The sequence below is a fragment of the Salinivibrio proteolyticus genome (assembly GCF_027286365.1).
GTDB classification, from domain to species: Bacteria; Pseudomonadota; Gammaproteobacteria; order Enterobacterales; family Vibrionaceae; genus Salinivibrio; species Salinivibrio proteolyticus.
The window spans coordinates 1,224,393-1,250,219 of sequence record NZ_CP114584.1 but is presented as its reverse complement, the minus strand read 5'-3'; the positions used below and the strand labels follow the sequence as shown (position 1 = coordinate 1,250,219).

Below are 25,827 nucleotides of genomic sequence, written 5' to 3'. Positions count from 1 at the left end.
ATCAACGTCAAGAGAAAGGCATTATATTTCAGTCTTTAACGATAGACTCTCATCCCCCAAAGAAGATTATCTTCGTCACCTGATGGAAAATAAAATAAAGCAGACTAGCCTAATTTTGCAGGCAGGATTTTGTTGTTGCCCTAAGCGATTGAAGCTCATTCAATCACGATTCACATTGTCGCAATTAGGAACACAATTATGAACGCTTCAGATGCACAAAACCTGACATCCCAATTTGATACTTGGCTGAATAACCACCAACATTTGGTTTCTAACCAACAGCAACTGCAGCACAGCGCGCTCTTTGCAGTACCGCGCGATGGCGACAGCACAGTATCAGGTCAAAACACCATCGGTGCCGGTAAAAATGCGCAAACAGAATCGGCGCAAGGTAAGAAATTGGATGATGCTATTAGCGCTGGCAATCACAGTGAAATTGTTCGCTTGCTCACCGAGTCTACCGGTAACGCGGTGTCGAGCATTTTAGGCTTAGCTCAAAGCCGCACCGGCTGGAATCCGCTAGACCCAGATAATGACAAGAATGCCGAAGGGTTTCAGGAGTTTGTGAGCTCCATTCTTAAAGTGCCCTTTTTTAATGTCACCCAATCAGAGCGCACCACGGTGCATTACGAAGAAGAGAACTACAACTCTCTGATTGATAAAGTCGTTGGCCTCTATGATGGGATCACCGAGCAAGATGTTCCGCTGATTAAAAACAGTATTGTGAACCTTGCCAAGGCGTGTACTAGCCGAGTGAATACCCAAAACACCAAAACCTTGTTTGTCCAAAACACCATGAACGCGACTGGGACGGACATTGTCGTCGGTATTCAGCAAACCTTTATGATGATGGAGCGCAGTCACAGCTCAGGTAAAGGTGCGCCTAAAGATCAGTACAAAACTGAGATCACTGTGAATGTCATGGAACTGACCTTTAAAGGTGGACTGTGGAATGAAAGTGCCGCAGAGAAGCTCGCCGATAAATTTGTGAAAAGCTGGGATGACTGGCTGGATGGCACCACAACACCCGCGTCACCGAGCGCGGACCAAATTCAGTTCTGCTTTGGTCCGGCACATCGCGCACGTCAAAAACAAGAAGCGGACGCGATCAAGTAATCACCCTCTGCTTCCTTTATTCAAAGCGGGAGTATTGGCTCATCTGTAGGTAACACGGCAAGTCGATTGTTGGCTTGCCGTGTTTAATACGTCCACTTACGGTTTTGTAGTACCACACGATAACCGTCCAGATCTTCAAAGGTACGCCCGTCTTTATCCCAATAACTATTGTAACTCGGCACCGGTTTAAACCCAGCGGCTTCAATTTTTTGACACGCAGTCTGCCACGAAGCGTGATCCGGCAAGTAAAAGACCAACAGGTTTTCCTGTGACGGTGCTGGACCGACATGGGTGCCGCGATGATGGGTAAATTCAAGGTGATAGTTGTGATGTGGGTGACCAATAATCGCACCATCAAAATCATTATGGCCAGAAAACGTCGCCAACAGCTCAAACCCCAGCCCATCACAATACATGTTAGTAATATCGGCTAAATTGTCAGTGGGTCGTGCCACCCGCATCACGGTGTCTTTATCAATCATTGTGCTGGCTCCTCCGGCTCGCAATTCAATGTTTGCATCATGGTGATAGAGTCTGGGGTAAACCCCAGCGCTTGATAAAACGCCTGCGCGTCCTGATTAAACGTCATCACCTCTAGTTTAATCACAGTGGCATGATTGTCTTTCGCCCATTGGGTACACGCAGCCATTAACGCTTTGCCCGCGCCGGTTCCACGCGCATCACGGTCAACCACAATGGTATTCACATGACACATAGGATCGTCGACCAGATGAGGAATGTGTACAAACGACTCCAGCCTTGCCGACAAAAAGCCAATCACTTTGTTTTGATGCTCTGCCACCCAAAAGTACTTATCCTCTTCTTGCAGCGCTTGCAGCAAAAACGCCCGACCGCTTGGGCCAGGCGTTGCAAACAGATGTGGCGCATGTTGATGGTGCATGTCACCAATTTGTACATTTAGAGCGAAGATGGCATCCAAGTCCTCAACCGAGGCGCGTCTCACTTGCATCCTTGTGTCCTTTAAATCCTTTTGTGTATTAGGCGATAAAAATCTGCCCTAATACATAACCGAGCGCACAAGCACTCACCACGCCAATTAAGCCGACCGCCATAAATGAATGGTTGAAATACCATTTACCAATTTTGGTGGTGCCGGATGCATCAAAATTCACGGTCGCAATATCTGAAGGATAGTTGGGAATAAAGAAGTACCCATACACGGCCGGCATAATACCGATAAGCAGCGCAGGTTCGAGCCCTAACCCAAGACCCACCGGCAACATCATCCGTGCGGTCGCGGCTTGCGAGTTAACAACCACTGACACGATAAACAAGGCAAGTGCAAAAGACCACGGATATTGAGTGACCATCTCCACAATTCCCGACTTAAATTGCGGCATCGCGTATTGAAAGTAAGTGTCTGACATCCAAGCAATCCCGAAGATAGCAATGGCCGCCACCATCCCAGATTTAAACACCACGCCATTCGGCACATTACGCGGATCCGTTTTAGTCGCCAGTAAGATGATCCCGCCAAAGCAGAGCATCATCATTTGAATAACCACCGACATGCTGATGGCCTTACTTGCCCCTGCTACTGTGCGAATTTCTGGCCACATCGCGATAATCACAATGGTAACGATGGCACTGATGAACAGTAACACCGCATTGCGCGCGGAACGGGGTAATACCTCATCTAACGAGGTCGCGGTGGTATTTTCGATACGCTCGCGCCATTCGGGGTCTTGTAAACGCGCTTGGTAATCCGGATCGTCATCCAGCTCTTTGCCGCGGCGCAAGCTATACAGAGACATCAGCAAGGTACCGAACAAGGTGGCGGGGACAGTCACCAACAAAATCGAGACTAACGTAATGTCATGTTGAATATCGGCAAGCTGTGCAAGGTAATACACCACCGCAGCAGAAATCGGCGAGGCCGTAATCGCGATTTGAGAGGCAACCGACGCTGCGGCCATGGGGCGCTCCGGACGAATACCATTTTTCAGCGCGACATCACCGATAATCGGCATAATGGAATACACCGCGTGACCGGTACCAAGCATAAAGGTCATGGCATAGGTGACAAACGGTGCTATCAAGGTGACGCGTTTTGGATTTTTACGCAATAATCGCTCCGCCACTTGCAGCATATACTTAAGGCCGCCAGCCGCTTCCAAGATAGAGGCACAGGTGACGACCGCAAGAATAATCAGCATCACGGTCACTGGCGGTGACGTTGGCGGCATCTGGAAGATAAACACTTCGATGACCAAGCCAATTCCCGAGACCACGCCCAGCCCAATGCCCCCGTATCGGGAGCCGATATACAGCATTAGCAGTAAGAACAAGAACTCTAAATACAACATACCCTCACCTCTCTACCCGACTACGCAGGCTGTTTTTGTTATGCGTTTAGCCTAGAACTTGTGTCATGCCTGCCAAGTGGTGCCAATAGCCGTTGCAATCGTGGTTAAGCGGTAGCGGGTTATTGCCTGCTTGGTTAGCACGGAATTTGTCTACCCAGTGCAAGGTGTCAAGCGACAGTGGACTTAACCGCACCACATCCACCAGCCCTTGCATCGACGGTAAATCGTTAATGAGATTCGCGCACTGCCCAGACTGAGTTTGAATGCCATTCAGCACAAAGACCGCTTGCCCTTCTTGTGACTCGGTTAACCGTCCATTGGGGTAGTTGAGGCAGCACAGCTCGCAGTCATCTTTGGCACGGTTTTCTGAGCGCGCGGTAAAACAGCGTGCTGAATAAGCCAGTGGTAAGTAACCATAGCCAGTCACCTCCACCTCAAACTGGTCGCGAATACCCAGTGCATCGCAGCCGTTCAACATATTCACCAACCAATCGCGCGAAAGCTCCACCGGCATCACCCAGCGTGTCATGCCTAAGTCGACAAATTGCTTTAATGTTTGCGGGTTATAGCAATTGATGGCGGCCCCCACCACAAAGGGCTGCCGACGCTCACTTAAAAACTGCACCGCGCTCACGTCATTCGCTTCAATGCGAATATCATCATTGTCACAGTAGCGTTTTAGCATGCTCAGCTCTGAGGGCGCTTCAATCAGTGCCATGGTCGAGAGCACCACTTGTTTACCAGACTCGGCCAGCTCACGCGCGAGCCCGATCCAGTCTTTGGTTTTCAGCTCTCGCCGCTTGGCACAGACGGTTTCACCGAGATAAATCACATCGGCTTGGCTGTCTGCTGCCGCTTGATAAAAGGCTTCAACCTCAGCCTTAGGCCAGTAATACAGGATCGGCCCGAGAGAAAATTGCATCATAATTCCTTATTGCCACTTGCGATGGTAAGCACCCAAACTGGTTTGCACCCCTTCAGAAAGACTATCGAGCGAGTGCGCCCAATCCGGTGCAATATCAAACGCATCAGGGTTTGCGACACAGCGATCAATCGCTTGACGCCATACCCGTGCAACTTGCTCCACATACGCAGGGCTGCGCTGACGACCTTCGATTTTGACCGATTTGATCCCGGCGCGATAAAGCTCAGGCAGGACACTTAAAGTGTTCAAACTGGTGGGCTCTTCCAGTGCGTGATAGCGGCTGCCATCGACACAGAAACGACCTTTGCATAGGGTGGGATATCCCGCTTTTTCATCGGCTTGGTACCGATCAATCAAGACGCCGTTTAAGCGCGACTCCAACCCATGCTCAGTATCTTGCCAGCGCACGAATGCTGCCGGTGAGCAAGCGCCCACGGTATTGGGCGATTGGCCGGTAAGATAAGACGATAAATAGCAGCGCCCTTCAGCCATAATGCACAGACTGCCGAAGGCGAATACCTCTAAATCGACATCGGTATCGCGTGCCAGTTGTTTAACCTGATGAATAGACAGCACCCGCGGCAATACCACCCGTTTAACGCCATATTGCTGCTGATAGAAACGGATTGCACCAGCGTTGGTGGCGGATGCTTGAACAGAAAGGTGTATATCCAAATCGGGATAGGTGTTGGCGGCGTAATCTAAACAGGCCATGTCAGCGAGGATCAGCGCATCAGCGCCATTTCCGGCGGCGCTATCAATCGCATATTGCCAACGGCGCCAACCATCAGGATGAGCAAAGGTGTTAATGGCAACGTGCAAGTCTTTGCCGTGGTCATGTACATACTGACTGGCACGCTGCAATTTGCTGTCGGTAAAGTTCAGCCCCGCAAAATGGCGCGCATTGGTATCGTCTTTTAAGCCGACATACACCGCATCGGCGCCATGTTCGATCGCTTTTTTAACCGCCGGAATATTGCCCGCCGGACAAAGGAGCTCCATAACATTGCATTCCATTTTATGATTGTCCGGCTAAGATAAGGGCGTTGCCAATGTGGGGGGTTGATGTGCATCAAGCTCACTTATCCATGATGATAAAAATCGCGATAAATGACGCTGTTGGCACAAAAACTCCTCTCATTTTTGACTCGGATCCAATGACGAGGCATTCAATCTCGCTACTCTAGTGGCAATCAACCATTGGCACCAAAGGAAAGCCAAATGCTCGTTAACCCAATCACCCAACAACCCCTTGCCCTGCCACTGCCTCAGCCCAATCTGATTACACCAGGCCTAAAAGCGATCACTAAGTTGCCACAAGGGCTACAGGCCCAAGTGTTGACTAAATTGATGAATACCGCTTTTGCCGTGCCGCTGGCGGAGGAAGAGTTCGACTTTCTTGCTGGCCGTACCATTCGAATTGGTTTACGCGATCTCAACGCCAATTGGTTCGTATCGCTGAACGAAAACAACCAATTATTGGTGCGCTTGTCTGGGGAAGAAGACGCCAGTATCGAGGGAGATTGGTTAGCATTTTTAAAAATGGCGACCCACTATTGCGATCCGGATACGCTGTTTTTCCAGCGCCAACTCAGTATCAGTGGTGATACCGAACTTGGGCTGCATGTGAAAAACCTGCTTGATAGCCTCGAAATCGACACCCTGCCCAAGCCGCTGGCACGCTCACTGACGTTAAGCCATCACTACCTCACTAAACTCGCGTTGTAGTACACGAGCGGCTGGGGTTGCAGACGCCCAGTCGCCTATTATATAGTTCTGTTTCCTTTCTTTAGCGGAGTCTGTGCCAATGAACAACTAACACTCATTACACCGTTTTTATATTCGGTATCTTGGGGTTAGTCGGTATTCATGGTCACTGGGCTTACGTTTTCTCTGTAGCTAAACGGTCTCTACGCAGGTTTTCTGTGTAGCACATACCGCCGCCCCTTTGTGTTGCTTTACATAAAGGAGGCCTTATGCCTTACCTTATTACACATGATCTCAGCGTGACGCTGCCCGATGGACGAGTATTGTTTGAACCTGTCTCTATCACCTTTGAGCACGGCCCCATTGGCCTTGTGGGAGATAATGGCACCGGAAAATCACTCCTCCTCGCGCTGTTGGCAGGTCATACGTTGCCATCCGCGCAAGGAGTTCATTATTCAGGCCATGTACAGCGCGATGGCGATATTGCTTACCTATCACAGCATACTACCGCGCCAAAGACACAAACATTGGATGAAGTACTTGGCATTGCCGAACAGCTTCATGCGTTGGCGGCCATTGAGGCTGGAAGCGTCGACCCAACACATTATGAGCAAGTAAATGATGACTGGGATATCGCCGAACGCTATCAAGCAACACTGACCCAGTTAGGTATTGATGCCGCTTTGTCAGCGCCTTTGCATGTGCTTAGCGGTGGCCAATTGACCTTGTTGAGTTTGTATCGCGTTTTTCACTCCCAAGCGCATATCGTATTACTCGATGAACCAAGTAATCATCTAGATCGCGCTGCACGACATAAGCTCGTAAGCTGGATCGAAAACTATCCTGGGTTAGTGATCACAGTGAGTCACGACCAACAGTTACTTCGCCATATGCGAGCTATCTATGCTTTAACACCACAAGGTATCGCAAAATACACGGGCAACTATGACGACTTCATTCGCACACAAAGGCAAGAACAGGAAGCACTCATCGCGAAACGCACGCACCTGAATCAACAGCATAAACAGGTATTACGTCAACAGCAGCAAAGCGCTGAAAAGGCACAGAAACGCGAAGCAAAAGGCAAACAGTTACGTAAGAAATCAAGTCAGGCAAAGTCGATTCTGGATGGACAAAAAGAAAGTGCGCAAGACGCTAAGTCTCGAGCGAAAACACAATTTTCTCAGCAACTTAAGCGTTCCCAAAAGCAACTCGACGCGTTGGATACGCAGCTTCCGGAAAACAACCCAACGCTGTATATGCATCACTCAGAGCCAATGAAACGGCGACGGCTTATAAAAGCCACCCAGTGTCAGTTACCATTCGGACACACTGAACCGCTTGATTGGTCTGTCTACGCGGGGGAGCATTGGCTACTAACAGGGAGAAACGGTGCAGGAAAATCCACGTTACTGCGGACATTAATGGGTCATCACGCGCCTGTCAGCGGCTCAATCGACGTTGTCGGTGACTGTGTGTATCTAGATCAACACTTCTCACTACTGGCTCCCAAACAAACACTGCTATCTTGTTTGCGCCATCATAGCGACTTGTCAGAGTCGGATGCTCGAACCTGCCTTGCTAGCTTAGGGTTACGTGGCGATCGCGTTTATCAAACGGTTGATAGTTTAAGCGGTGGCGAAAAGATGAAAGTGGCGATGTTAGCGGTAGCCCACCAGCACGCCCAGCCACTGTTACTGTTGGATGAGCCGGACAATCACCTCGACATCTCAGCCAAACACGCACTGGTCGACGCGCTTAATCATTATCAAGGTGCCTATATATTGGTCAGCCATGACGATGCCTTTATTGATGCGCTGCATCTGACCCATCAATGGGAGCTTGGATATCATGCTGCCAGCAGCTTGCTAAGTGATCGATAAAGTGGCGCACGACAGGCTGTTGATAACTACGCGATAAATAGACCGCCCACAGTGCACTGGGCGGTAAGCGATAATCGGTCAGCAAAGGTATTAACTCCCCCTGCTCCACATAGGGATTGGCTAAATCACATGGCACACGGACAATCCCTTTTCCCATTCGCGCCGCATTGACCAAGGTGCCTAAGTCGTTGGCGTGAATCGGCCCACTCACTCTTATCTCTTCTCGGCGACTGTCTTTAATAAACTGCCAATGATCACCGCTGACATGAATCAAGCACGGGTGATCAATGAGATCACTCGGGTGATTAGGCTGGGACGCGTGGGCTATATATGCCGGTGACGCACACACGATAGAATCGATGGCCATGAGTTTGCGGGCAATTAAATGCTCATCCGGCTGAGGTGTGAAGCGCAATGCAATATCGACCCGCTCATCCACTAAGGGCGTAAATTGGTCGGAGGCAATCACTTCAATGACGACCTCTGGATGCGCATCGGTAAATTGCGTTACTGGCGCAACAAGGATCCCTTGCGCTAACCCGATTGGCGCAGCAACTCGAATACGACCGGTTAAGGCGCCGTGTAATCGTCCAGTCGTCAACGTTAACGCCGCCGCTTCGTCCAAAATACGCTGGCAATGACCATAGGCTTGCTCACCGGCATACGTTAAGCTGACTTTACGCGTTGTCCGATGCAACAGACGCTGCGCAAGCCATTGCTCGACCTCTTGCACATGCCTTGAAACTTGCAAACGCGTTAGCCCAAGTTGTTCGGCCGCCCGCGTAAAGCTTTTGCAATTGGCCACTTCTACAAAACTACGTATTGCCGTAAGCCTATCCATATTGTCTCTTTAATTGATACAAACTGTATCTATTATGATTGTTTATCCAATAAATGAAAGCTAATAAGCTACATCCATCCAAGCAATCACAGCATGAGGAAGACAATATGAAAATCGCAATTATTGGTGCAACAGGTTGGATCGGTAGCCAAATCGTCGAAGAAGCGCGTCATCGTGGGCATGAGGTTATCGCTCTTGTCCGTCAGCCAGAAAAAGTGACCCGCGACGATGTCGAGGTGCGTCAATTCGACTTGCTGAATAACCATCACTCTGTACAACAGGCCGTTGCTGACGCTGATGCAGTCATTGCCGCCGTGGGCGGACGCGCTGCAGGCAACCATGAGATGGTGGCAAACAGCGCTAAGCGCTTAATTGACGAATTACCCGCCGCTAACGTCAAACGTTTACTTTGGGTCGGCGGTGCTGGCTCGCTAGAAGTTTCACCGGGAGTCGAGCTGGTCAGCCTGCCCGACTTCCCTGACGCTTATAAAGCAGAAGCGCTCGCTCAAGGCGACGCTTTGAAGGTATTCCGTGAGCACGCCCATACCCTAGATTGGACGTTCGTCAGCCCTGCCGCAGAGATTTTCCCGGGCGACAAAATAGGCCGCTATCGCGTTGGCGCGGATACCTTGCTTACCGATGACCATGGTGACAGCAAAATCAGCGTTGCTGACTATGCTATCGCGATGATCGACGAACTGGAAAGTGGCGCCCACCGTCGCCAACGTATCGGTGTGGCTTACTAATCCAAGCTCATTGCCCAGCGTGCTCACCCGCCAACCAAGGTTGCGTGAGTGAGACCGTCTGGGCATCAAAATCAATACAGGCTTGGGCCCCCAAAGGTGTGGTTAACATCGGATGCGTATGGCAACTGTCAAAACCATCAACCACAGCGAGCGGCTTCCCATCGAGTATTTCTTCAAGAACGTCATAGGTTAAACGTCCCGTTCCTTTGTCATCAAACAGCTCGTGTTTACCAAGTAACACCGCGCCTACCGTATCAAACACCCCAGCCAGTTTTAGGTGTGCGAGTGAGCGCTCAACCGTGGCAATATCAAGCAAAGAGTCCTCAATCAGCAGAATATCGCCTGTTTCAATCGCTGGCATATAAGGCGTTCCCCAGATCCCATTCAGCGTATTGAGATTGCCTCCAATAATACGGCCATTTACCTGACCTTTACCCATAAACTGCCATGCATTCTTATAGGTCGGTTTTGCCTCTGTCTGCTCGCCCCAATCGATCATGACATCCGTCCATTGGACAGGCATCTTATAGATCATCGGCAGCGTTACATTCTCAGTTGTTACCGCTCGAAACGCGTCAAAGGTTTCATCGACCAGTGGCGGGAACTCCCCTAAAGACGCCACTAATGCTGGCCCATAAAACGTGATTAATCCCGTTTTGGCATAGATACCGAGCAGTAAAGCAGTGAGGTCCGAATAACCCACGATGATCTTAGGATCATCAGCCAAGGCGGCGTAATCGATGTAGGTAAGTAAAGCATTGCTGTTCATTCCACCAATCGTCGACATGATGCAGCGCACATTCGGATCACGGATCAGCTGGTTGAGCTCTTCCGCACGCGCCTTGATCGAGCCTGAGCGATAGTGATCCGATTGCCCTGTCAATGCCCCCGCCTTAAGACCAAAGCCTTGTGCGTTGACATAGTCCACCGCGCGTTCAAATCGTTGGGGCGCAAATACGGTGGCAGGAGATGATGGCGAGAAAAAGCCAATTGTCTCGCCTTTTTTGAGAGGTGGTGGCAATAACATCTTGTCTTCCTTGATATTTAATCTCCCTAGCATTAAATCATCAGGACGAGACAGTCACAATACTCCGTCGATTAATCGCTGGGTGGCGTACTGATAGTCTGACAAATGTGTTCGGCAATTGGCATGGCTGAGGTCGCGGCTGGCGATGGGGCGTTACACACATGGAGACTGCGTGCAGATCGAACGAAGAGGAAATCGCCCACCAGCTCACCGCTATTCAACACCGCTTGGGCACGAATACCGGCTGGATAAGGGTGTAAATCATCCAATTGAATTGACGGGCAATACTTATGAACCTGCTTGAGGTATCCCGATTTATAATGCGCATTCCACCATTCTTTTATACCAGTGCGCAGATTCGCTGCAGTGACTCGCCAAAATCCGCGAAAACGCAGCATATCAAGCGTATCACGCCAACTAAAATTGTATGTGGCATACCCCTCGCGTTTCCAGCCCTGAACGGCATTTGGGCCTACCGTCAAACCACCATCAACCATCCGCGTGACATGGACGCCCAAGAAAGGCAAATCTGGATCCGGTACTGGATAGATCAAATGCGACACTAACTCCCGATGCTTTTCCGCTAGTTGATAATATTCGCCGCGATAGGGGATGATTTGAAACGATGTCGCTAACCCTTGCAGCTTCGCCATGCGATCAGCCATCAAACCGGCACAAACAACTAAAAATTCCGCGTGATAACGGTGCGACTCTCCCTGTGATTGGGTATCAATCAGCACACCGCCGTGGTCTTCGTGTAGCTTCGTCACTTGAGTATTTAGCACAAGGTGCCCACCAGCTGCGACAAAGCGTCCGGCCATTTTTTCTGTGACTTGAGCGTAATCCACAACACTGGTCGCTTTGACATAGATCGCGCCTAAACCACGCACATTCGGTTCAGCGCTGGCGAGTTGTTGGGCATCCCAACACTCACACTCGATCTCATTAAGCAAACAACGTTGATACAAATCATGCATCCTCGCCAGCTCTGTCTCTGTGGTCGCGACGATTAACTTGCCACACTGCTTATAAGGAATGCCCTCTTGCTCACAAAACGCTTTGGTGGCAGCAGCGCCACGCTTACAAAAATCCGCTTTCAAACTACCGGGCGGATAATACACGCCAGCATGGATTACGCCGCTGTTATGGCCCGTTTGATGTTGGGCCAAAGCAGGCTCTTTTTCTATCAATAGAGTGCGTTTGTTTGGATATCGCTGTTGCAACTGCCAAGCGGTGGCTACGCCGACGATACCGCCCCCAACGACCACAAAATCGTACGCCATTAGCTACTCCTTTCGTCACCCGTTAATCGGTCACGTCCAGAAAATAATACTGGCTAACGTCGCAAATAAAACCAAAAGATTCAAAAAGATGATGAGCGGCATGGTTGCTTTGATGGGTTTGTAGCAATAAGCAAGCGGCTTGGCGGGCACGAGCCTCCTTGAGAGCGTGCGAGATTAACGCCCGCGCGACACCTTGTCGCCGTGAATCCGGCTGCACATACAAATCGTTAATAATTAAGCCACGGCGCGCCCTCGCCAATGAATACAAAGGCGTTAGGTGGACAAATCCCACCATGGAGGATTGGTAAGAAGCGGTCAATATACAAGTATCTTGCTCGCGCAACCGTTGCTCAGTAAACGCCCTTGTTTGGCTGAGCGGCGGACGAATCGCGAGCCAGCGCTGGTACTGGTCAAATAACACCATGAGGGCGTCTAGATCATTTAACTCCGCTTTTGCTATATGCAACATTCTCTCTCTACTACAGCGCTATGGTTACTTTTCAGTGTAAGCGCCGTCGCGACGTTCTGCTGTCAACACCTCAACAGACGAGCATAAAGAACAAAATGTATACCGTCACACTAAGTTGAAATCGTTCACAGTATTTAGGTTGATATGAAAGCCAATCAAAAAAGTTATAGTGCATAAGGTGACATAAATAAGGCGGCTAAACGCCGCCTCAGCATCTATCGCCCCCTGCACGGATATAGGATCGTTTGGGCAGGTCCGTATTGCGTCATGTTCCGACTACGCCATTGAGCGGGTGCGATACCACTTTACTGTAACAGGCGCGAGCTCTTTTAACGCGTTACGCACCATGACAAATGGCACTTTGATGAAGTAGAACGACATCAACACCATCATCATAGGATCTGCATAAACCGCATAATCCGACCAGGGTGAATGCGCCACTAACCAAGCACCTAGAAAGCCCAAGGTGACCGCCAGACTTAATAAGGTGTCCATTTGCCACTGGCGCGATTCCGCCTCTACTAACTGGCTTTGCCCTGCTTGGTTTTTACGTGCAATCATCCACCATCCGTAGCCACAACCCACCACGTTGACAATACCAAATAGCACCGCCAATGACGGGTTAACCGCACGTCCGCCTTCGACCAAGGAGGAGACCGCTTCATACAGAGAATAACTCACCAACAACATAATCACAGCGCCTTTGATGGCGACAACAAGCGGAGTAAGCAGCGCACGTGTGATCGGCCGTGCGTAACGCGAGTGGATATACCATGACGCTCCCAGTGACAACAAAGTTAACACTAGACTAATCAACGAGTAGATACCGTCGAACATAATCACTAAAGAGCCAGCAATCCATCCAACGGCAAGGCCGGCGATGGCAAACCCCAATGCGAGAAGGGCCGAAAACACTAATACTGACTTTTCATTGATCACGTTTTGAGGAGACATAAAACACCAAAAGTAGAAAACACGCACATATTCTTGGTGCTACTGCGCCGCTTTACAAACACGAACTTGCTGACATTTTCATCACTCTGTAAAGAGCCCAATAAAAGCCATGTCATTTCAATCACTTACAAGCAAAAATAACTGTCAATATTTCTGACAGTGAGTGTTCTAAACAAATTTTAGTTATGAGATAGCGCTAAATCGCATTTTGCTTGTATATAACTTTTACGCATACTAAATCTAAATTTAGATTCTTTATGGACTAAGAAGATGAGAAAAGGCGTGTTACTCGCGGCAATTGGCTTGCAGCTTTTCCTCGCGATAACCAGCACAGGATGGTGGCAGTTTGGTGCGGCACTCAGTGCGTTCCTGTTGGTCGCGGTATTACGTTTACCTCAGGACACGCCGCATGAGTGAACCTGAGGCAACGATGGAGACTAGGCAGCGAGCAGCAGCCAAGCAAGCGATGTACAGGAGATAATCACCCACAGCGCAACACCAAACAGTAAAGGCTTAGGGCCTGCCGTGCGTAGCTGGGTGACAGAAATACTGCAGCCGATTAAGAATAAACACACCACTAATACTTGCTTTGAAATGGCGAAAATCACTTCATAGATAGGTTGCGCTTGGACAAAGACATCACTGATACCAATCGCCAAACAATAGAAAACGATAAAGTACGGAATCGTGATTTTTTTAGCGTGGCTGCGAAACATGAGTGCGCTGACAAACGCCACAGGCACAATCCATAATGCGCGCGCAAGTTTGAGGGTGGTCGCGGTCGTTAGTGCTTGCTCACCATAAGCGGACGCCGCGCCCACCACCGATGACGTATCATGAATCGCGATCGCCGCCCAGGTTCCAAACGTGTGCTGATCTAGCCCCAGCGCATGTCCTACCATAGGAAACACAAACAGCGCCAATGAATTCAACACAAACACCGTGCCTAACGCCAGACCAATTTGTTTATCATCCGCGTTGATAGCGGGCGAGACAGCTGCGATTGCACTGCCGCCACAAATCGCAGTGCCTGAGGCAATCAGGTGACCGGTTTTTTTATCCAGCCCCATAAGTTTGGCCAGTAATGTGCCAAAAACCAGCGTGCCTGCAATGGTGGCAATAATCAGCCCTATCCCATCGCCTGTCACGGCGAGCGCCTCTTGCAGTGGGATACCAAACCCTAGACCCACAATCGAATAAGCCAGCAATTTTTTGGTGATTTTGGTGAGGGGGATTGCGCTTGGTACCCAGCCCAAGGAGGTTAACAAAAAGCCCAGCACCAGAGCGATCGGCGAGCTTATCCAAGGGGTTAAACAGGCTAACACAGCCAATGAAAAAGGAAGATAACGCGTGTATGCGGTCATAATGATGCTCAGTAAAAATCAGTGACGGCATTGTAGCGCTCGGTAGGTGTTCAGAAAATCTTAAACTTTTTAACCTAAGTTAAGTTTTGCTTAACCTATATCGTAACGTCTTGAAAAATCGTTTATCGAGCCGCGTACTTAGAAATCAAACAAGTAGTTGGTAATGCTATCACTCAGCCATTGGATTCCCGGATGCTCGGCCATCCCTGAGGCGGTGAATAGACAATAATCTTCTTGGGTTAAGCCATAGGTATGTTTGATCACTGCTAAGCGCTGTTCTCGTAAGTATTGCCGGATCAGCGGCTCAGGCAACACGCCCCACGCTTCTTCTTGTAAGATGGTATTGAGCATATATTCAAAGCTGGAAAAGCCAATGTAGCGGCGTGAGAAAGGTTGCAGCTCGGGATTGTCTTTTTCATTGAGATAAACCATTACCGCTTGCATGGCATTACGCAATTGATCATCACTGACTCGACGCAATCGACTCAACGGATGCTCACTGTTGCACACCGACATCATGCGAATTTTACCCAGCGGCTGATAGTTGATGCGCGGATCGTCAATCCGCTCGTAGTCTACTCCAAACGCAAAATCGACTTGTTGTGTTTCAACCAAATTGGCCAGATCACCGCTCGACGCTAACACGAGGTTGAAGGACGTCGCCGTAAAGCGCTTGTTTAGCTGGTGCGCCCAGTCCTGCCAAAGTTGATCGGGGATCGCATCATCACGCGCAATCCACACTTCGGCATTAAAGCCCGCATTCGCTTGCTCGCACGTACGACGAATACGTGCCGCCGTGACCGATATACTCTCGAAATCTTTGTACACAGCTTTGCCGATTTCCGACAGGGTTAGACGGTTACCGGTGCGATAAAACAATTCGGCGTTAAGTGATTGTTCTAGCGCTTTAATCGCCATACTCAATCGTGAACGATTCACATCCAGCTGACGTGCAGCTTCAGACACTGAGCCGGTCTCTGCGACTGCACAAAACGCATCAATTTGGGTTAGATTCATGCCGCCCTCCTCTCGCTATCCTACCGGAGTGCGGCAAAGACACAAAGCGCTATTACCGCTTGTCAGCGCTCATGGACGCGCGGCGATTACGCATTCAATCCTTTAAACGCGCTGACTTTTTTGGTGAGTTCTTTCATACGTAAATCAAACCCACTCACCGCCTGTTCACTTTGCTCAAACACTTCTTGAGTGCGGGTACCCTGCTGAGCGAGCTCTTCAATGCTCTGATTGATTTCATTCACCGCGCCGCTTTGCGTATTAGCCCCCTCGGCAATCCGCCCATTATGCTCAAACAATTGCTGCAAATGGCTATCCAAGGTGCGCATATTTTCTACCGCTTGTTGGTGAGTATCGAGACTATGCTGGCTATCCTGACTGACTTGGTTGATTTGCCCGGTCACATTATCCGATGCCGAGCGCAGCTGATTGATAATTTCTTGGATCTCACTGGTCGACTCACCGGTGCGCTGCGACAACGAGCGCACTTCATCAGCAACTACCGCAAAGCCACGACCATGTTCGCCCGCTCGCGCTGCCTCAATCGCCGCGTTTAGTGCGAGTAAATTGGTTTGTTCCGAGATGGTGCTAATCACCTCAAGCACGCGAAGAATATTCTCGATATGGTGATTCAACTCCTCCAAACTGCTCTGACTCGAGGCCATGTTTTCACCCAGTTGCTCAATATGCCGTAGGCTGGTATTCATGCCATTTAAAGCCTCTTTAAGCGCCGCATTCCCAGCCTGAGACAGCTCGCCGGCGTGATTGGCCGAATCCGTTACCTCGGTGGTGATTTCGGTGATATCTTGGCTCGCGGCAGAGATCGTTTGTAGCGATTGCTGCTGCACCATACCGGCTTGGTTCACCTCATGAGCTTGCTGCTTGAGGACACCAAATGCAGACTGTGACTCGTCCACCGTCTGGTTTACCGCTTGCAATGCATCTCGAATACGCGCTAGCAAGCCATTGATTTTATTTGCCAATCGACCGACTTCCGCTTGATCATTCACCGCTATCTGGTGGCTCAAGTCGAGTCGACTAGCAATTTCATCGACCTCGGCGGAAAGCTTTTTTATCGGCTGCGTCAAACTACTGATCACCCAATGGGTAACAAGGAGTGCAATAGCAATAAACACCAAGGTCACTAATAGAGACTGAATGAATTGATTCAGGATAGGCCCTGTGATTTGAGCTTTGGGGATCTCAACCACCACGAAACGGTCCAAGTCTGCGAGCCAATAAGACCCCAGCAGAAACGCTTCACCACCGATGGTCACTTCGCTGATCACCGGCTTATCCGTCCCCTTGGTTACCGCTTGGCGAAATGCGCTCGCATTGTCCGCATTCAGTGCCGAATCTGTCGGTGCGACCTGCACACTGCCGTCGCGCGCGGCAAGCATGGCTCTTCCCTGCTCACCAATGCGAAACCCCTGTACCAGATTCACTAAGCTACTGACATTAAACCCTACTCCCGCTACCACATACGGCTGACCCGTCGCAGGGTTTTCTGGCACGCTACGATAGTTAATAAAAATCACATACTGATTGCCATTGGGATCTTTGTTCATGTTCAGCTCATAGGGCTGATTCTTACTCAGAAAATTCGGGTAAAAGTCTTTGAACGGATAGGTAGTCATTGAGGCGCTGCGATGCTCGCCATCATAAGTAAAAATATACTTCCCTTGGCTGCTATCGAGCGTTGCAAATGCGTTGTCTGCCCCCAAACGCGTCTTGGCATTCGACAGCGCTTGATGAATTGGCGCGAGATTGGTCAGATCGCCGCCATTATCCACCCAATCAATCAGCCCAGAGTGATGGGCAAGAAAGTTAGAACCGGTGATCGCAGGTTGTAGTTCATTACTAATTTCAAACGCCAGCCCCCTCAGCTGACTGGGTAATATAATATTTTTGAGATCATCGAGCTGCTTGTTTGCCGACAACATCGCTTGCTGCACCATCGCAATCAAGGTGCTGAGCACTAAGATAGTCGAAAGAACAATATAAATTCGCTTTCTGATTGAAAGAGTTTGCCAACGCATACGCCGTCCTTTTTATTATCATTACTAACCAACATATCAATATTAGTCAGCAAACTAGACAAGCATGACGGGTTAATGACAAACGACATAATATTTGGTGCTTTGGTGAGATCACTGAGAAAAAGGAAGGGTATCATCTAGAAGATCAGCACATTTACCCTACATTTCTATACATATATGCCATTATTCAACCCTATTCAGAACAGGGGAATTGGATTGAAAGGTTTCAAAATATGACAGCCGACACTGAAGAAGCGCGAATAAGAAAATGAAAGTAAAAAATAGATAGGATAATAAGCATGCTATGGTGCCCCGGGCCGGACTTGAACCGGCACAGCGCGAACGCCGAGGGATTTTAAATCCCTTGTGTCTACCAATTCCACCACCAGGGCAACGCAGTTATGCGTGGTAGCACCATAGTCCGCAGACTGCGCTGCGAACGAGAGTGTACTTTAATGAAATTTAACCCGAGGTCAATAGCCCTTTTATTCTTTTTGATTCAGATGGTTGAAAAGCAGACAGAGAAAGACGTTTCGTCGTCAGCGATCAATAAACACTCATGCATCACAAATGGTTTAACCGTATAAGCCCCATCATCCCTACCGGCATATTTACCATCACCAGTCAGTACCCCAGTAATATCGCTAAAACGTCCACAGTAACTGTAGTTCATCTACAAGCGTATGAACGTTTATAAGACCAAAGTATGTGATTATGATGAGCAGGCTAACGTGATCGTGGAGCGGTGTTTTTACAAGTTCGCCAGCACCCCTTTCACAAAGGGGGCTTTGTGCTTAACGTAAACATCTTGATCACGCACACCTTGAGCGAGTATGGCGCGCTTTTCGTTTTCGTATTCAGCGCGCACATCAGGGTTATCGAGCAAATACTGTTTGTACGCAATTTGACGATGATGCTCATCACTGTCTTTTTCAATCACGTGGGCGTGCACCAGAAAGCGCTCACCTTGAAAGATTACAGAGGCATCTTTGCGAGGGCGGTATTCGGGAAAAGGTTGATCGCTGTGCTGATCTTGAAAACCGAGGGCATAGAGGTGAGCGACAGCATCGTCACGCTCGCCAGAACGATAGAGAATGGATAAATCAATAATCCCCTTCCCTCCCACTTTGGCAGACGTAGAGCCAAAATGTAGTACCTCAATACGGGGTGTCGAGATATGGTCAGACAGGGCTTGGGCAACGTCTAAGTAAATAGGACGCCAAGGAGAGAAACTGGCGTCAACTAATTGGTAGGGCTCGAATGTGATCATGTGGCACCTTGCTGGAAAGAGGGATGCAGATAAATATGAGTAACTCGCCAAGCAGCCTATCGACTGTCATCAAGCTAGGTGTTTATCGTACCAGCAGTTCCCATGCAAACAAATCACACCTCCGTGCTAGACGCCTTCCACGAGCTTAGGATTAGAACCGTATTGATTGCTGTTTTGATCGCCTTCTAGCGCACAGAGTACCAGTATGACTGCCATCCCAAGCAGAGGTATGAACAAAAGCAGTAGCCACCACGCTGAACGTCCTGTGTCATGTAGCCGTCTTGATGTCACCGCCAAGGTTGGCAGCAGCAAGGCTAATGAATACACCATGCTCAACACAACCAATCCCGAGAACTCAGCGACAATATTAATCGCCAACGAGATACAAAAGTTAACCAGAAAAAACATCCAGTATTCCTGGCGGTGCGCACGTCCAGAAAATGTAGCGTACTGGCGCAATACTTTTAAATACCATTCCATACGTTAATCACCTTTTAGCAATAAAGCCGATAATACGTATCTTAGAATGAGGAACGCCATTGGGACCATGTTAGTAATAAGACATCTGACTGTTTTATCATCAGCTTGGGAGCCTTATCACTGATTTCTTACACAATAGAAGGCGGTTAGCTTTGCAAACCGGCAGCGTGCATCAAAAGCTTAAATAGCCAAGAGACTGCCCCCAATGCCGCTACACTGCCTCCCCAGATAGCGATTAACCAAAGCCAACGCTGCCAAGTCGGTTTTGTCATACCAGCCATCAGTGATAGGCCTCGTCCGGATTCACTTTGCCACTAAAGACACGGTAACTCCAATAGGTGTACATCAAAATAACCGGGATGATAAACACCGCGCCAATCAGCATAAATTGCAAGCTTTGTTGTGGTGAAGCAGCCTGCCATATTGTGATGCTGGGCGGAATGATATGCGGCCAAATGCTGATGCCGAGGCCAGTAAACCCGAGCAGGGTGACACACAACGCCATAATAAATGGACGATGGTGAGCATGATCGGGACGGGTACGCCAAAGACGGAGCAAACAAAGAGCGGTCAATAAAGGAACCGGGGAGAGAATGAGCAAATTTGGCAGACTAAACCAACGGTCTGCAACCCCCGGATACGCAAATGGCGTCCAGACACTGACTATCGCGATACTTATCGCCATCAACACAACCAGTCGACGGCTCAAGTGGTACATACGCATTTGCAACGCATGCTCCGTTTTCATGATCAGCCAAGTGGCTCCCAGTAAACCGTACGCAATGATCAGTCCTATACCGCAAAAGAGAGGAAACGGTGCCAACCAATCGAGTCCGCCACCAGCAAAAGCACGTCCTTCAACTGGAAAGCCTTCAATCACCGCACCCACAGTCACCCCTTGGAAAAAGGTGGCAAAAATTGACCCGGCCATAAAGGCGGTATCCCAAAAGCCATGATGCCCGGGCAGCGCTTTGAAACGGAACTCAAACGCCACACCACGAAAAATAAGCGCCACCAACATCAAAGTGAGCGGGATTGTTAACGCATCGACAATCACAGCATATGCCAAGGGGAAAGCACCAAATAATGCCGCCCCACCAAGGACCAACCAAGTTTCATTGCCATCCCATACCGGCGCGACACTGTTAACCATCAAATCGCGCTCTTCGCGCTCAGTAATAAACGGCATCAGGATTCCGATCCCCAAGTCAAATCCATCCATCACGATGTACATTAAAGTGGCAAACACGATGATGCCAAACCAAATCATTGCTAAATCCATGTTTCCCCCTTACACACGGCCAGAGACAGTTAACGGTTCGTGCGGTGTATCATCATGCTGATCCGGACCTAATTTAATTTGATGGATCATATAGATGTACCCCAACCCAAAGACCAAGCCGTACACCACAAAGAAACTGATCAAGCTAATACTCATGTGCAAGTCACTGTGGGCAGACACCGCATCTTGGGTGCGTAAAAGGCCATGCACTACCCAAGGCTGGCGCCCTACCTCAGTGGTTACCCAGCCAGCTAAAATCGCGACCAACCCCGCCGGTCCCATATAGAAAGCAAAACGGAGCAGCCCTTGGTGTTCAAACAGACGTCCTTTATAGCGCTGCCACGCCGCCACTAGTCCAAGTGTGATCATCAATAGCCCTAAGCCCACCATCAGACGAAACGCCCAGAAGACCACGGGCGAATTGGGTCTGTCTTCCGCAGGGAATTCGTTTAGCGCTGGGATTTGCTCGGTCAAACTATGTTTTAAGATCAGACTCCCCAAATAGGGAATTTCCACTTTGTAGCGGGTGGTTTCCGCTTCCATATCCGGTAAGCCAAATAAAATAAGCGGCGTGGGTTCACCATGACTGTTGTCCCAATGCCCTTCCATCGCTGCTATTTTGGCAGGTTGATATTCCAAGGTGTTCAGGCCATGTAAATCACCAATAAACGCTTGAATAGGCGCGGTGAACAACAGCATCCACATCGACATCGAAAACATCCGCTTCACGGCTGGGCTGCGCTGTCCTTTGAGCAGGTGCCACGCCGCCGACGCACCAACAAATAAGGCACTGGATAAAAACGCCGCGACCACCATGTGCGCTAAGCGATAAGGGAAAGAGGGATTAAACACCACCGCGAACCAATCTACAGGTACTACTTGACCATTGACCACTTCATGCCCTTGTGGCGTGTGCATCCAACTGTTGGAGGCTAAAATCCAAAAGGCAGAGATCACGGTACCCAACGCGACCATGGACGTGGCGAAAAAGTGCAAACGATCACCGACACGCTGCCAACCAAACAGCATCACACCAAGAAATCCGGCTTCTAAAAAGAACGCCGTAAGTACCTCATAAGTCAGCAGTGGGCCAGTGATACTGCCCGCAAACTCGGAAAAGCCGCTCCAGTTGGTGCCAAATTGGTATGCCATCACCAACCCAGACACCACGCCCATCCCGAAGTTGACCGCGAAAATTTTTGACCAGAAAAGATAAAGGGTTTTGTACTCCTGCTCGCGAGTTTTAAGCCATAGCCCCTCAAGCACCGCAAGGTAGCAGGCAAGGCCGATAGTAATTGCAGGAAAGATAATGTGAAAAGAAACCGTAAACGCGAATTGAATACGGGCCAACATAAAGGCATCAAGACCAAACATACGTGAAGTCCACTTTAGTAATTAGACCAACACGCATGGTAGAAGCCCATTTTTAATGTGCCCATACACAGACGACTCAGATTAACCTATAACAGTTTGATGTTTTCAGTGTTATAGTCTGGTTCACTTAGCGGCGATTATGGTAGGAAGATGTCTAAGTATCAGCAGCTTAGCGAGCAGATCAAACAACAAATTCAAGCCGGCATTTGGCATGTGGGAGAAAAGCTCCCCTCGCTGAGAAAACAGGCCGCTTATTCAGGGTTGAGTGTCATGACGGTGCTCCAAGCCTATCAACTGCTAGAAAGCCAAGGGTGGATTATTTCTCAGTCTCGCTCAGGTTACCGCGTCGCTCCACATGCCGAACTCGACGATAACAAGCCAGACAGTGCGATTCATCCTGCAGAATCTGTCGATATCAATGACTATATTTTCGATGTGTTGCAAGCCAGCCGCTCGCCGGGGATGGCAAGCTATGGACATGCCTATGTTGATCCCCTGCTCGCCCCTCGCCATCAAGTAAACCGTTCGCTCACCACTGCGGTGCGCTTTATGTCAATTCATAGTGTGGTCGACAATCTTCCCCCGGGTAATGCCCAACTACGTCACCTGATTGCCCAACGCTACGCAGCTCAGGGGATGCAGGTTTCTCCCGATGAAATCGTGATCACCGCGGGCGGGTTGGATGCGCTTAACCTGAGCTTACGCGCGGTCACACAAGCTGGGGATTGGGTCGCTGTTGAAAGCCCGGCGTTTTACGGTGCGCTACAAGCCCTTGAAAACCGGGGGCTCAAAGCGATGGCGATCCGAACACATCCGACGGAAGGGATTGATCTCGATGCACTTGAACGCGCCTTGCAAACCCATCCAATCCGCGCTTGTTGGCTGATGAGCAATCATCAAAATCCGTTGGGATATTCGCTGTCAGACGCGAAAAAAGCACGCCTTGCCGAACTCGTCAAACGCTATCAGGTGTATTTAATCGAAGACGATGTCTATGGCGAACTCTATGATGGCGAACACAAACCGCACCCGACTAAAGCGTTCGATAACAGCGGTCATGTTTTGCACTGCTCGTCTTTCTCAAAAACCTTGGTCGATGCCTTTCGTCTTGGTTGGGTGGCAGCCGGTGATCAAGCCCAGAAACTACAAAAGCTGCAGCTAATGAGCACAGTGACCACCAGCGTCCCTATTCAACTTGCCGTCGCGCATTATCTTCATAACCGCAACTATGAACACCACCTAAAGCAGCTGCGTCGCACACTGGCTGAACGAAAAAAAGCGACCTATCAGTTTCTGATCGCCCATTTACCACAAGGCGTTAGTGTCATTAACAGCCAAGGAGGGTATTTTTTATGGATAACTTTGCCCAAAGGCAGTGATACTACCGCGCTTTACCACCTTGCACTCAAACACCATATCAGTATCGCGCCGGGTAATATGTTTGCGACACACGCACAGTTTGCCCATTGCTTTCGGTTGAATGCCTCTTACCCGCTCGATCATTCACATAAAAATGCGCTGGCAACCTTATGTGATTTGATTGCACAGCACATAAAAAAAGCTGAGCGCTAAGACTGGTTTAGTAACCAAGTAAGGATGGCTTTCCGAGAGGTAGGGGTCGCCTGCTGATACCAATATCCCATCATCTGCAAAGGCTGACTCTGAGTGGTTGGCACTACACCACCACCATCACGATGCGCAAACGCCCAATCTGCAAAGTCGCGACGCTCGGCCTCACTCGCTTGCTGATACCAGTAGTTTACCATTTCTTCTGGTTTCTCGTCCTTAGTCTTGACAGAGATTGGCTGACTAGCGGATACAACGGACTGGCTTTGTTGCCCCAATACTCGCGAAGCCTCATCGTAGGCCGCAAGAAAGTAAGCTTTCGGAATCGATAATTGCACCCGATTCCCGCCCCCAGAACTGCTAAAGGTATAGGCTACCTGTGGTTCAGGCCAATTGGCGACGGTATCTGGGGATAACGGGAATGATACATATTGCGTCGTCACACAATGCTCTGTACAGGTCTCTGAGGTTACTTGGGTATTTTTAAGCGGCACCGTTTCACCATTGATGGTGACGGTTTCATACTCTTGATAGTTTTTGAAATACGATACCTCGGTCATCAATCTGGAAGGAGCCACGTCGGGGCCTGCCGACTTATCAACGGGGTAATTAGCCACATAGTTAGCACTTGCTTTAACGACATTCGTTCCAGACAAAACTTGGATATCTGGCGTGATAGATTTTGTCACCACCTGCACATAATGACGACGTTCCTTCACTGAACTTGCGACATCATCAAACTGACTCGACGAATCAAGGCTAGTACAACCGACCACTAGCAAACAGCTAGATGCGGTCATAAGACGGAAAGTTGCTTTCATACGTTCCCCTTACTGGAAGTGAAAAAACCGGCCATCCTGGCCGGTAAAAAAAGAATAGAAAGGCAAAGTGCTACAGCTAGAAATTGTATTCAATACCCAAACGTGCAAAGGCACTTTTTTCATCCGCATTATATGCATCATGTTGGCCAATACGAAGGTAAGGTAGGAAACCATTTTTCGAGTACATCAGCTGACCCGCGATAACTGATTCACTGTCATCAACATTGGCGTTATTATCAAGATCAGAGTCACCGTTCGCGGCGTATCCTAAACGATATCCCCAAGGACCGTTCCAGTATTCACCAACCACTGATATTTGATCTTGCTCTGCTTCTGTACCTTTATTTGCGCCCGCAGTATCATAAACACCATCATTGTATTTATACGCGGCAGACACCTTGAAACCGCCCGGTAGTGGGATCTCAACGCCAGCTAAATATGCTTGCGTGTCGATGTCACCAGAGTAGTTAGAGTTATACTCATAGCCACCATGGACCGTAAATGCATCGGCCAATGTATAGTGAAGCGCTGCGCCAAAGTGGTTTGACCCTTTGCGATCTTTATCACCGCGTCCAACCGAAACGTCGAAACTAAAGCCATCAAAGTCTGGCGAGTCATAACGGGCAATATCGCCCTTACGATCATAATGAGACTTGGTGTCTGCACCCCAGTCAAAGACACGACCTAGACCTGGATTCGAGTAAGGCCAGTCAACCACTTCATACAAAGGCGTCAACATACGACCAAAACGCACTTGGCCCCAATCACCTTTCATGCCAATAAAGGTATCACGATTACCCAGTGTTGCACCCGTGCCATCTTCGCCAACATAGCCTGACTCAATTTGCATGAAGATATAAATATCATCATTAAACGCTTTGCCCGCGCGAACCCCGACGCGAGATTCGTTTTCATAGTCATAGCCGTTACTATCTTCCTGATAAAAGGCAGAAATAGCGGCAACGCCATAAAGGTCAACGTTATAGTCGGTTAATACTCCAACCACACCTTCATTATCGGCGGCCATTGCGCCAGTTGATCCTAATGCAACCACTGCACTGATAAGCGAACGCTTAAAAATCTTATTCATGGAAAACTCCTGCTGCCTCCAAGATTTTTGGTTTTGTCTCTGTGCGTTATTTAGTGTTTTAGAGTTCAAAACCGATTTGAAAACCGAGCTTGTCGCCCGCGTTTTCGCCCCGCTGCTTACACATTTCGTGTAACCACATCTCCAGACTAAATACGCAGAGAAAAACATCAATATAATCTTATTTTTTGGTGCGAATAATATGATAGAGGGCAAGATTCTGACAGTTTCATGACATAGATCTTACTTTCA

The 25,827-nt window shown here is 49.2% G+C and carries 26 protein-coding genes, 1 tRNA gene and 1 pseudogene; 6 read left to right on the top strand and 22 right to left on the bottom strand.

Annotated features, from left to right (window positions below):
- Window positions 1-198: 198 nt before the first annotated feature.
- On the top strand, window positions 199-1,116 hold the full coding sequence (locus N7E60_RS06030; protein WP_077457506.1) for a hypothetical protein: 918 nt from the start codon (window positions 199-201) through the stop codon (window positions 1,114-1,116).
- An 83-nt stretch (window positions 1,117-1,199) separates the two neighbouring features.
- Here the strand turns inward: N7E60_RS06030 and N7E60_RS06025 are convergent, their stop codons facing one another.
- Genes N7E60_RS06025 through ubiU form a run of 5 tightly spaced genes read right to left on the bottom strand, consistent with a single transcriptional unit; the run spans window position 1,200 to window position 5,370 of the window.
- Window positions 1,200-1,598 (bottom strand): VOC family protein, encoded by a 399-nt coding sequence (locus N7E60_RS06025; protein WP_269598381.1) that lies wholly within the window; start codon window positions 1,596-1,598, stop codon window positions 1,200-1,202.
- Complete coding sequence (locus tag N7E60_RS06020) at window positions 1,595-2,086, bottom strand: GNAT family N-acetyltransferase (RefSeq protein ID WP_269598380.1); 492 nt, start codon at window positions 2,084-2,086, stop codon at window positions 1,595-1,597. Before N7E60_RS06020 ends, N7E60_RS06025 begins: the two co-directional genes overlap by 4 nt.
- A gap of 28 nt (window positions 2,087-2,114) precedes the next feature.
- Window positions 2,115-3,443, bottom strand: coding sequence for an anaerobic C4-dicarboxylate transporter (locus N7E60_RS06015; RefSeq protein ID WP_167314256.1), 1,329 nt, complete (start codon window positions 3,441-3,443; stop codon window positions 2,115-2,117).
- A 46-nt stretch (window positions 3,444-3,489) separates the two neighbouring features.
- Window positions 3,490-4,365 carry a U32 family peptidase gene (locus tag N7E60_RS06010; RefSeq protein ID WP_269598551.1) on the bottom strand — a complete coding sequence of 292 codons (876 nt, stop codon included), beginning with the start codon at window positions 4,363-4,365 and terminating at the stop codon, window positions 3,490-3,492.
- A gap of 9 nt (window positions 4,366-4,374) precedes the next feature.
- Window positions 4,375-5,370 (bottom strand): ubiquinone anaerobic biosynthesis protein UbiU, encoded by a 996-nt coding sequence (ubiU, locus tag N7E60_RS06005; RefSeq protein WP_269598379.1) that lies wholly within the window; start codon window positions 5,368-5,370, stop codon window positions 4,375-4,377.
- 219 nt (window positions 5,371-5,589) lie between these two features.
- Between ubiU and ubiT the strand changes: the two genes are divergently transcribed.
- Window positions 5,590-6,096: a ubiquinone anaerobic biosynthesis accessory factor UbiT gene (gene ubiT, locus N7E60_RS06000; protein ID WP_269598378.1), complete on the top strand. Its 507-nt coding sequence runs from the start codon at window positions 5,590-5,592 to the stop codon at window positions 6,094-6,096.
- Window positions 6,097-6,344: 248 nt separating this feature from the next.
- Window positions 6,345-7,958: an ABC-F family ATP-binding cassette domain-containing protein gene (locus tag N7E60_RS05995; protein ID WP_269598377.1), complete on the top strand. Its 1,614-nt coding sequence runs from the start codon at window positions 6,345-6,347 to the stop codon at window positions 7,956-7,958.
- Here N7E60_RS05995 and N7E60_RS05990 read toward each other — a convergent pair.
- Window positions 7,882-8,799: a LysR family transcriptional regulator gene (locus tag N7E60_RS05990; protein ID WP_269598376.1), complete on the bottom strand. Its 918-nt coding sequence runs from the start codon at window positions 8,797-8,799 to the stop codon at window positions 7,882-7,884. The two genes, N7E60_RS05995 and N7E60_RS05990, sit on opposite strands and share 77 nt — an antisense overlap.
- Before the next feature lie 107 nt (window positions 8,800-8,906).
- Here N7E60_RS05990 and N7E60_RS05985 point away from each other — a divergent pair, with 107 nt between their 5' ends.
- Window positions 8,907-9,545 carry an NAD(P)-dependent oxidoreductase gene (locus N7E60_RS05985; RefSeq protein ID WP_069362583.1) on the top strand — a complete coding sequence of 213 codons (639 nt, stop codon included), beginning with the start codon at window positions 8,907-8,909 and terminating at the stop codon, window positions 9,543-9,545.
- 7 nt (window positions 9,546-9,552) lie between these two features.
- On the opposite strand, the gene N7E60_RS05980 is transcribed toward N7E60_RS05985, so the two are convergent.
- The 4 genes and pseudogenes from N7E60_RS05980 to N7E60_RS05965 all read right to left on the bottom strand — a co-directional run.
- Entirely contained in the window at window positions 9,553-10,572 is a 1,020-nt protein-coding gene (locus N7E60_RS05980) for a S66 family peptidase (protein WP_269598375.1), read from the bottom strand.
- A 71-nt stretch (window positions 10,573-10,643) separates the two neighbouring features.
- Window positions 10,644-11,855: an L-2-hydroxyglutarate oxidase gene (gene lhgO / locus N7E60_RS05975; RefSeq protein WP_077456786.1), complete on the bottom strand. Its 1,212-nt coding sequence runs from the start codon at window positions 11,853-11,855 to the stop codon at window positions 10,644-10,646.
- A 22-nt stretch (window positions 11,856-11,877) separates the two neighbouring features.
- Entirely contained in the window at window positions 11,878-12,324 is a 447-nt protein-coding gene (locus N7E60_RS05970; RefSeq protein ID WP_269598374.1) for a GNAT family N-acetyltransferase, read from the bottom strand.
- Window positions 12,325-12,645: 321 nt separating this feature from the next.
- Window positions 12,646-13,278 (bottom strand): annotated as a pseudogene (locus N7E60_RS05965) (cation transporter); the annotation flags it as partial.
- 270 nt (window positions 13,279-13,548) lie between these two features.
- On the opposite strand from N7E60_RS05965, the gene N7E60_RS05960 reads away from it, so the two are divergent.
- On the top strand, window positions 13,549-13,695 hold the full coding sequence (locus N7E60_RS05960; protein ID WP_158011282.1) for a hypothetical protein: 147 nt from the start codon (window positions 13,549-13,551) through the stop codon (window positions 13,693-13,695).
- A 20-nt stretch (window positions 13,696-13,715) separates the two neighbouring features.
- On the opposite strand, the gene N7E60_RS05955 is transcribed toward N7E60_RS05960, so the two are convergent.
- The 10 genes from N7E60_RS05955 to N7E60_RS05910 all read right to left on the bottom strand — a co-directional run bounded on the left by N7E60_RS05955 (window position 13,716) and on the right by N7E60_RS05910 (window position 22,101).
- Window positions 13,716-14,642, bottom strand: coding sequence for a YeiH family protein (locus tag N7E60_RS05955; RefSeq protein ID WP_269598373.1), 927 nt, complete (start codon window positions 14,640-14,642; stop codon window positions 13,716-13,718).
- A gap of 138 nt (window positions 14,643-14,780) precedes the next feature.
- Window positions 14,781-15,659, bottom strand: a complete 879-nt coding sequence (locus N7E60_RS05950) for a LysR family transcriptional regulator (RefSeq protein ID WP_069590163.1) — start codon at window positions 15,657-15,659, stop codon at window positions 14,781-14,783.
- An 86-nt stretch (window positions 15,660-15,745) separates the two neighbouring features.
- The gene (locus tag N7E60_RS05945; RefSeq protein WP_077456778.1) at window positions 15,746-17,695 is read right to left on the bottom strand and encodes a methyl-accepting chemotaxis protein; all 1,950 of its coding nucleotides are present in this window, start codon (window positions 17,693-17,695) and stop codon (window positions 15,746-15,748) included.
- 305 nt (window positions 17,696-18,000) lie between these two features.
- Window positions 18,001-18,087: transfer RNA gene (locus N7E60_RS05940), tRNA-Leu, on the bottom strand.
- Window positions 18,088-18,194: 107 nt separating this feature from the next.
- The gene (locus N7E60_RS05935; RefSeq protein ID WP_269598372.1) at window positions 18,195-18,368 is read right to left on the bottom strand and encodes a hypothetical protein; all 174 of its coding nucleotides are present in this window, start codon (window positions 18,366-18,368) and stop codon (window positions 18,195-18,197) included.
- A gap of 78 nt (window positions 18,369-18,446) precedes the next feature.
- Window positions 18,447-18,965, bottom strand: a complete 519-nt coding sequence (locus N7E60_RS05930) for a GrpB family protein (RefSeq protein ID WP_269598371.1) — start codon at window positions 18,963-18,965, stop codon at window positions 18,447-18,449.
- Between the two features lie 126 nt (window positions 18,966-19,091).
- On the bottom strand, window positions 19,092-19,445 hold the full coding sequence (locus tag N7E60_RS05925) for a DUF805 domain-containing protein (RefSeq protein ID WP_069590159.1): 354 nt from the start codon (window positions 19,443-19,445) through the stop codon (window positions 19,092-19,094).
- Window positions 19,446-19,591: 146 nt separating this feature from the next.
- A complete protein-coding gene (locus N7E60_RS05920) occupies window positions 19,592-19,717 on the bottom strand; it encodes a DUF2474 domain-containing protein (RefSeq protein WP_269598370.1) in 126 nt (41 codons plus the stop codon).
- An 8-nt stretch (window positions 19,718-19,725) separates the two neighbouring features.
- Window positions 19,726-20,727, bottom strand: a complete 1,002-nt coding sequence (cydB, locus tag N7E60_RS05915) for a cytochrome d ubiquinol oxidase subunit II (RefSeq protein ID WP_269598369.1) — start codon at window positions 20,725-20,727, stop codon at window positions 19,726-19,728.
- 9 nt (window positions 20,728-20,736) lie between these two features.
- A complete protein-coding gene (locus tag N7E60_RS05910) occupies window positions 20,737-22,101 on the bottom strand; it encodes a cytochrome ubiquinol oxidase subunit I (RefSeq protein WP_269598368.1) in 1,365 nt (454 codons plus the stop codon).
- Window positions 22,102-22,251: 150 nt separating this feature from the next.
- On the opposite strand from N7E60_RS05910, the gene N7E60_RS05905 reads away from it, so the two are divergent.
- Entirely contained in the window at window positions 22,252-23,673 is a 1,422-nt protein-coding gene (locus N7E60_RS05905) for an aminotransferase-like domain-containing protein (protein ID WP_269598367.1), read from the top strand.
- Here the strand turns inward: N7E60_RS05905 and N7E60_RS05900 are convergent.
- Together N7E60_RS05900 and N7E60_RS05895 are read right to left on the bottom strand one after the other, a co-directional pair.
- Window positions 23,670-24,488: a DUF2057 family protein gene (locus N7E60_RS05900; RefSeq protein ID WP_269598366.1), complete on the bottom strand. Its 819-nt coding sequence runs from the start codon at window positions 24,486-24,488 to the stop codon at window positions 23,670-23,672. The two genes, N7E60_RS05905 and N7E60_RS05900, sit on opposite strands and share 4 nt — an antisense overlap.
- 76 nt (window positions 24,489-24,564) lie before the next feature.
- On the bottom strand, window positions 24,565-25,578 hold the full coding sequence (locus N7E60_RS05895) for a porin (protein ID WP_069590150.1): 1,014 nt from the start codon (window positions 25,576-25,578) through the stop codon (window positions 24,565-24,567).
- Between the last annotated feature and the right edge of the window lie 249 nt (window positions 25,579-25,827).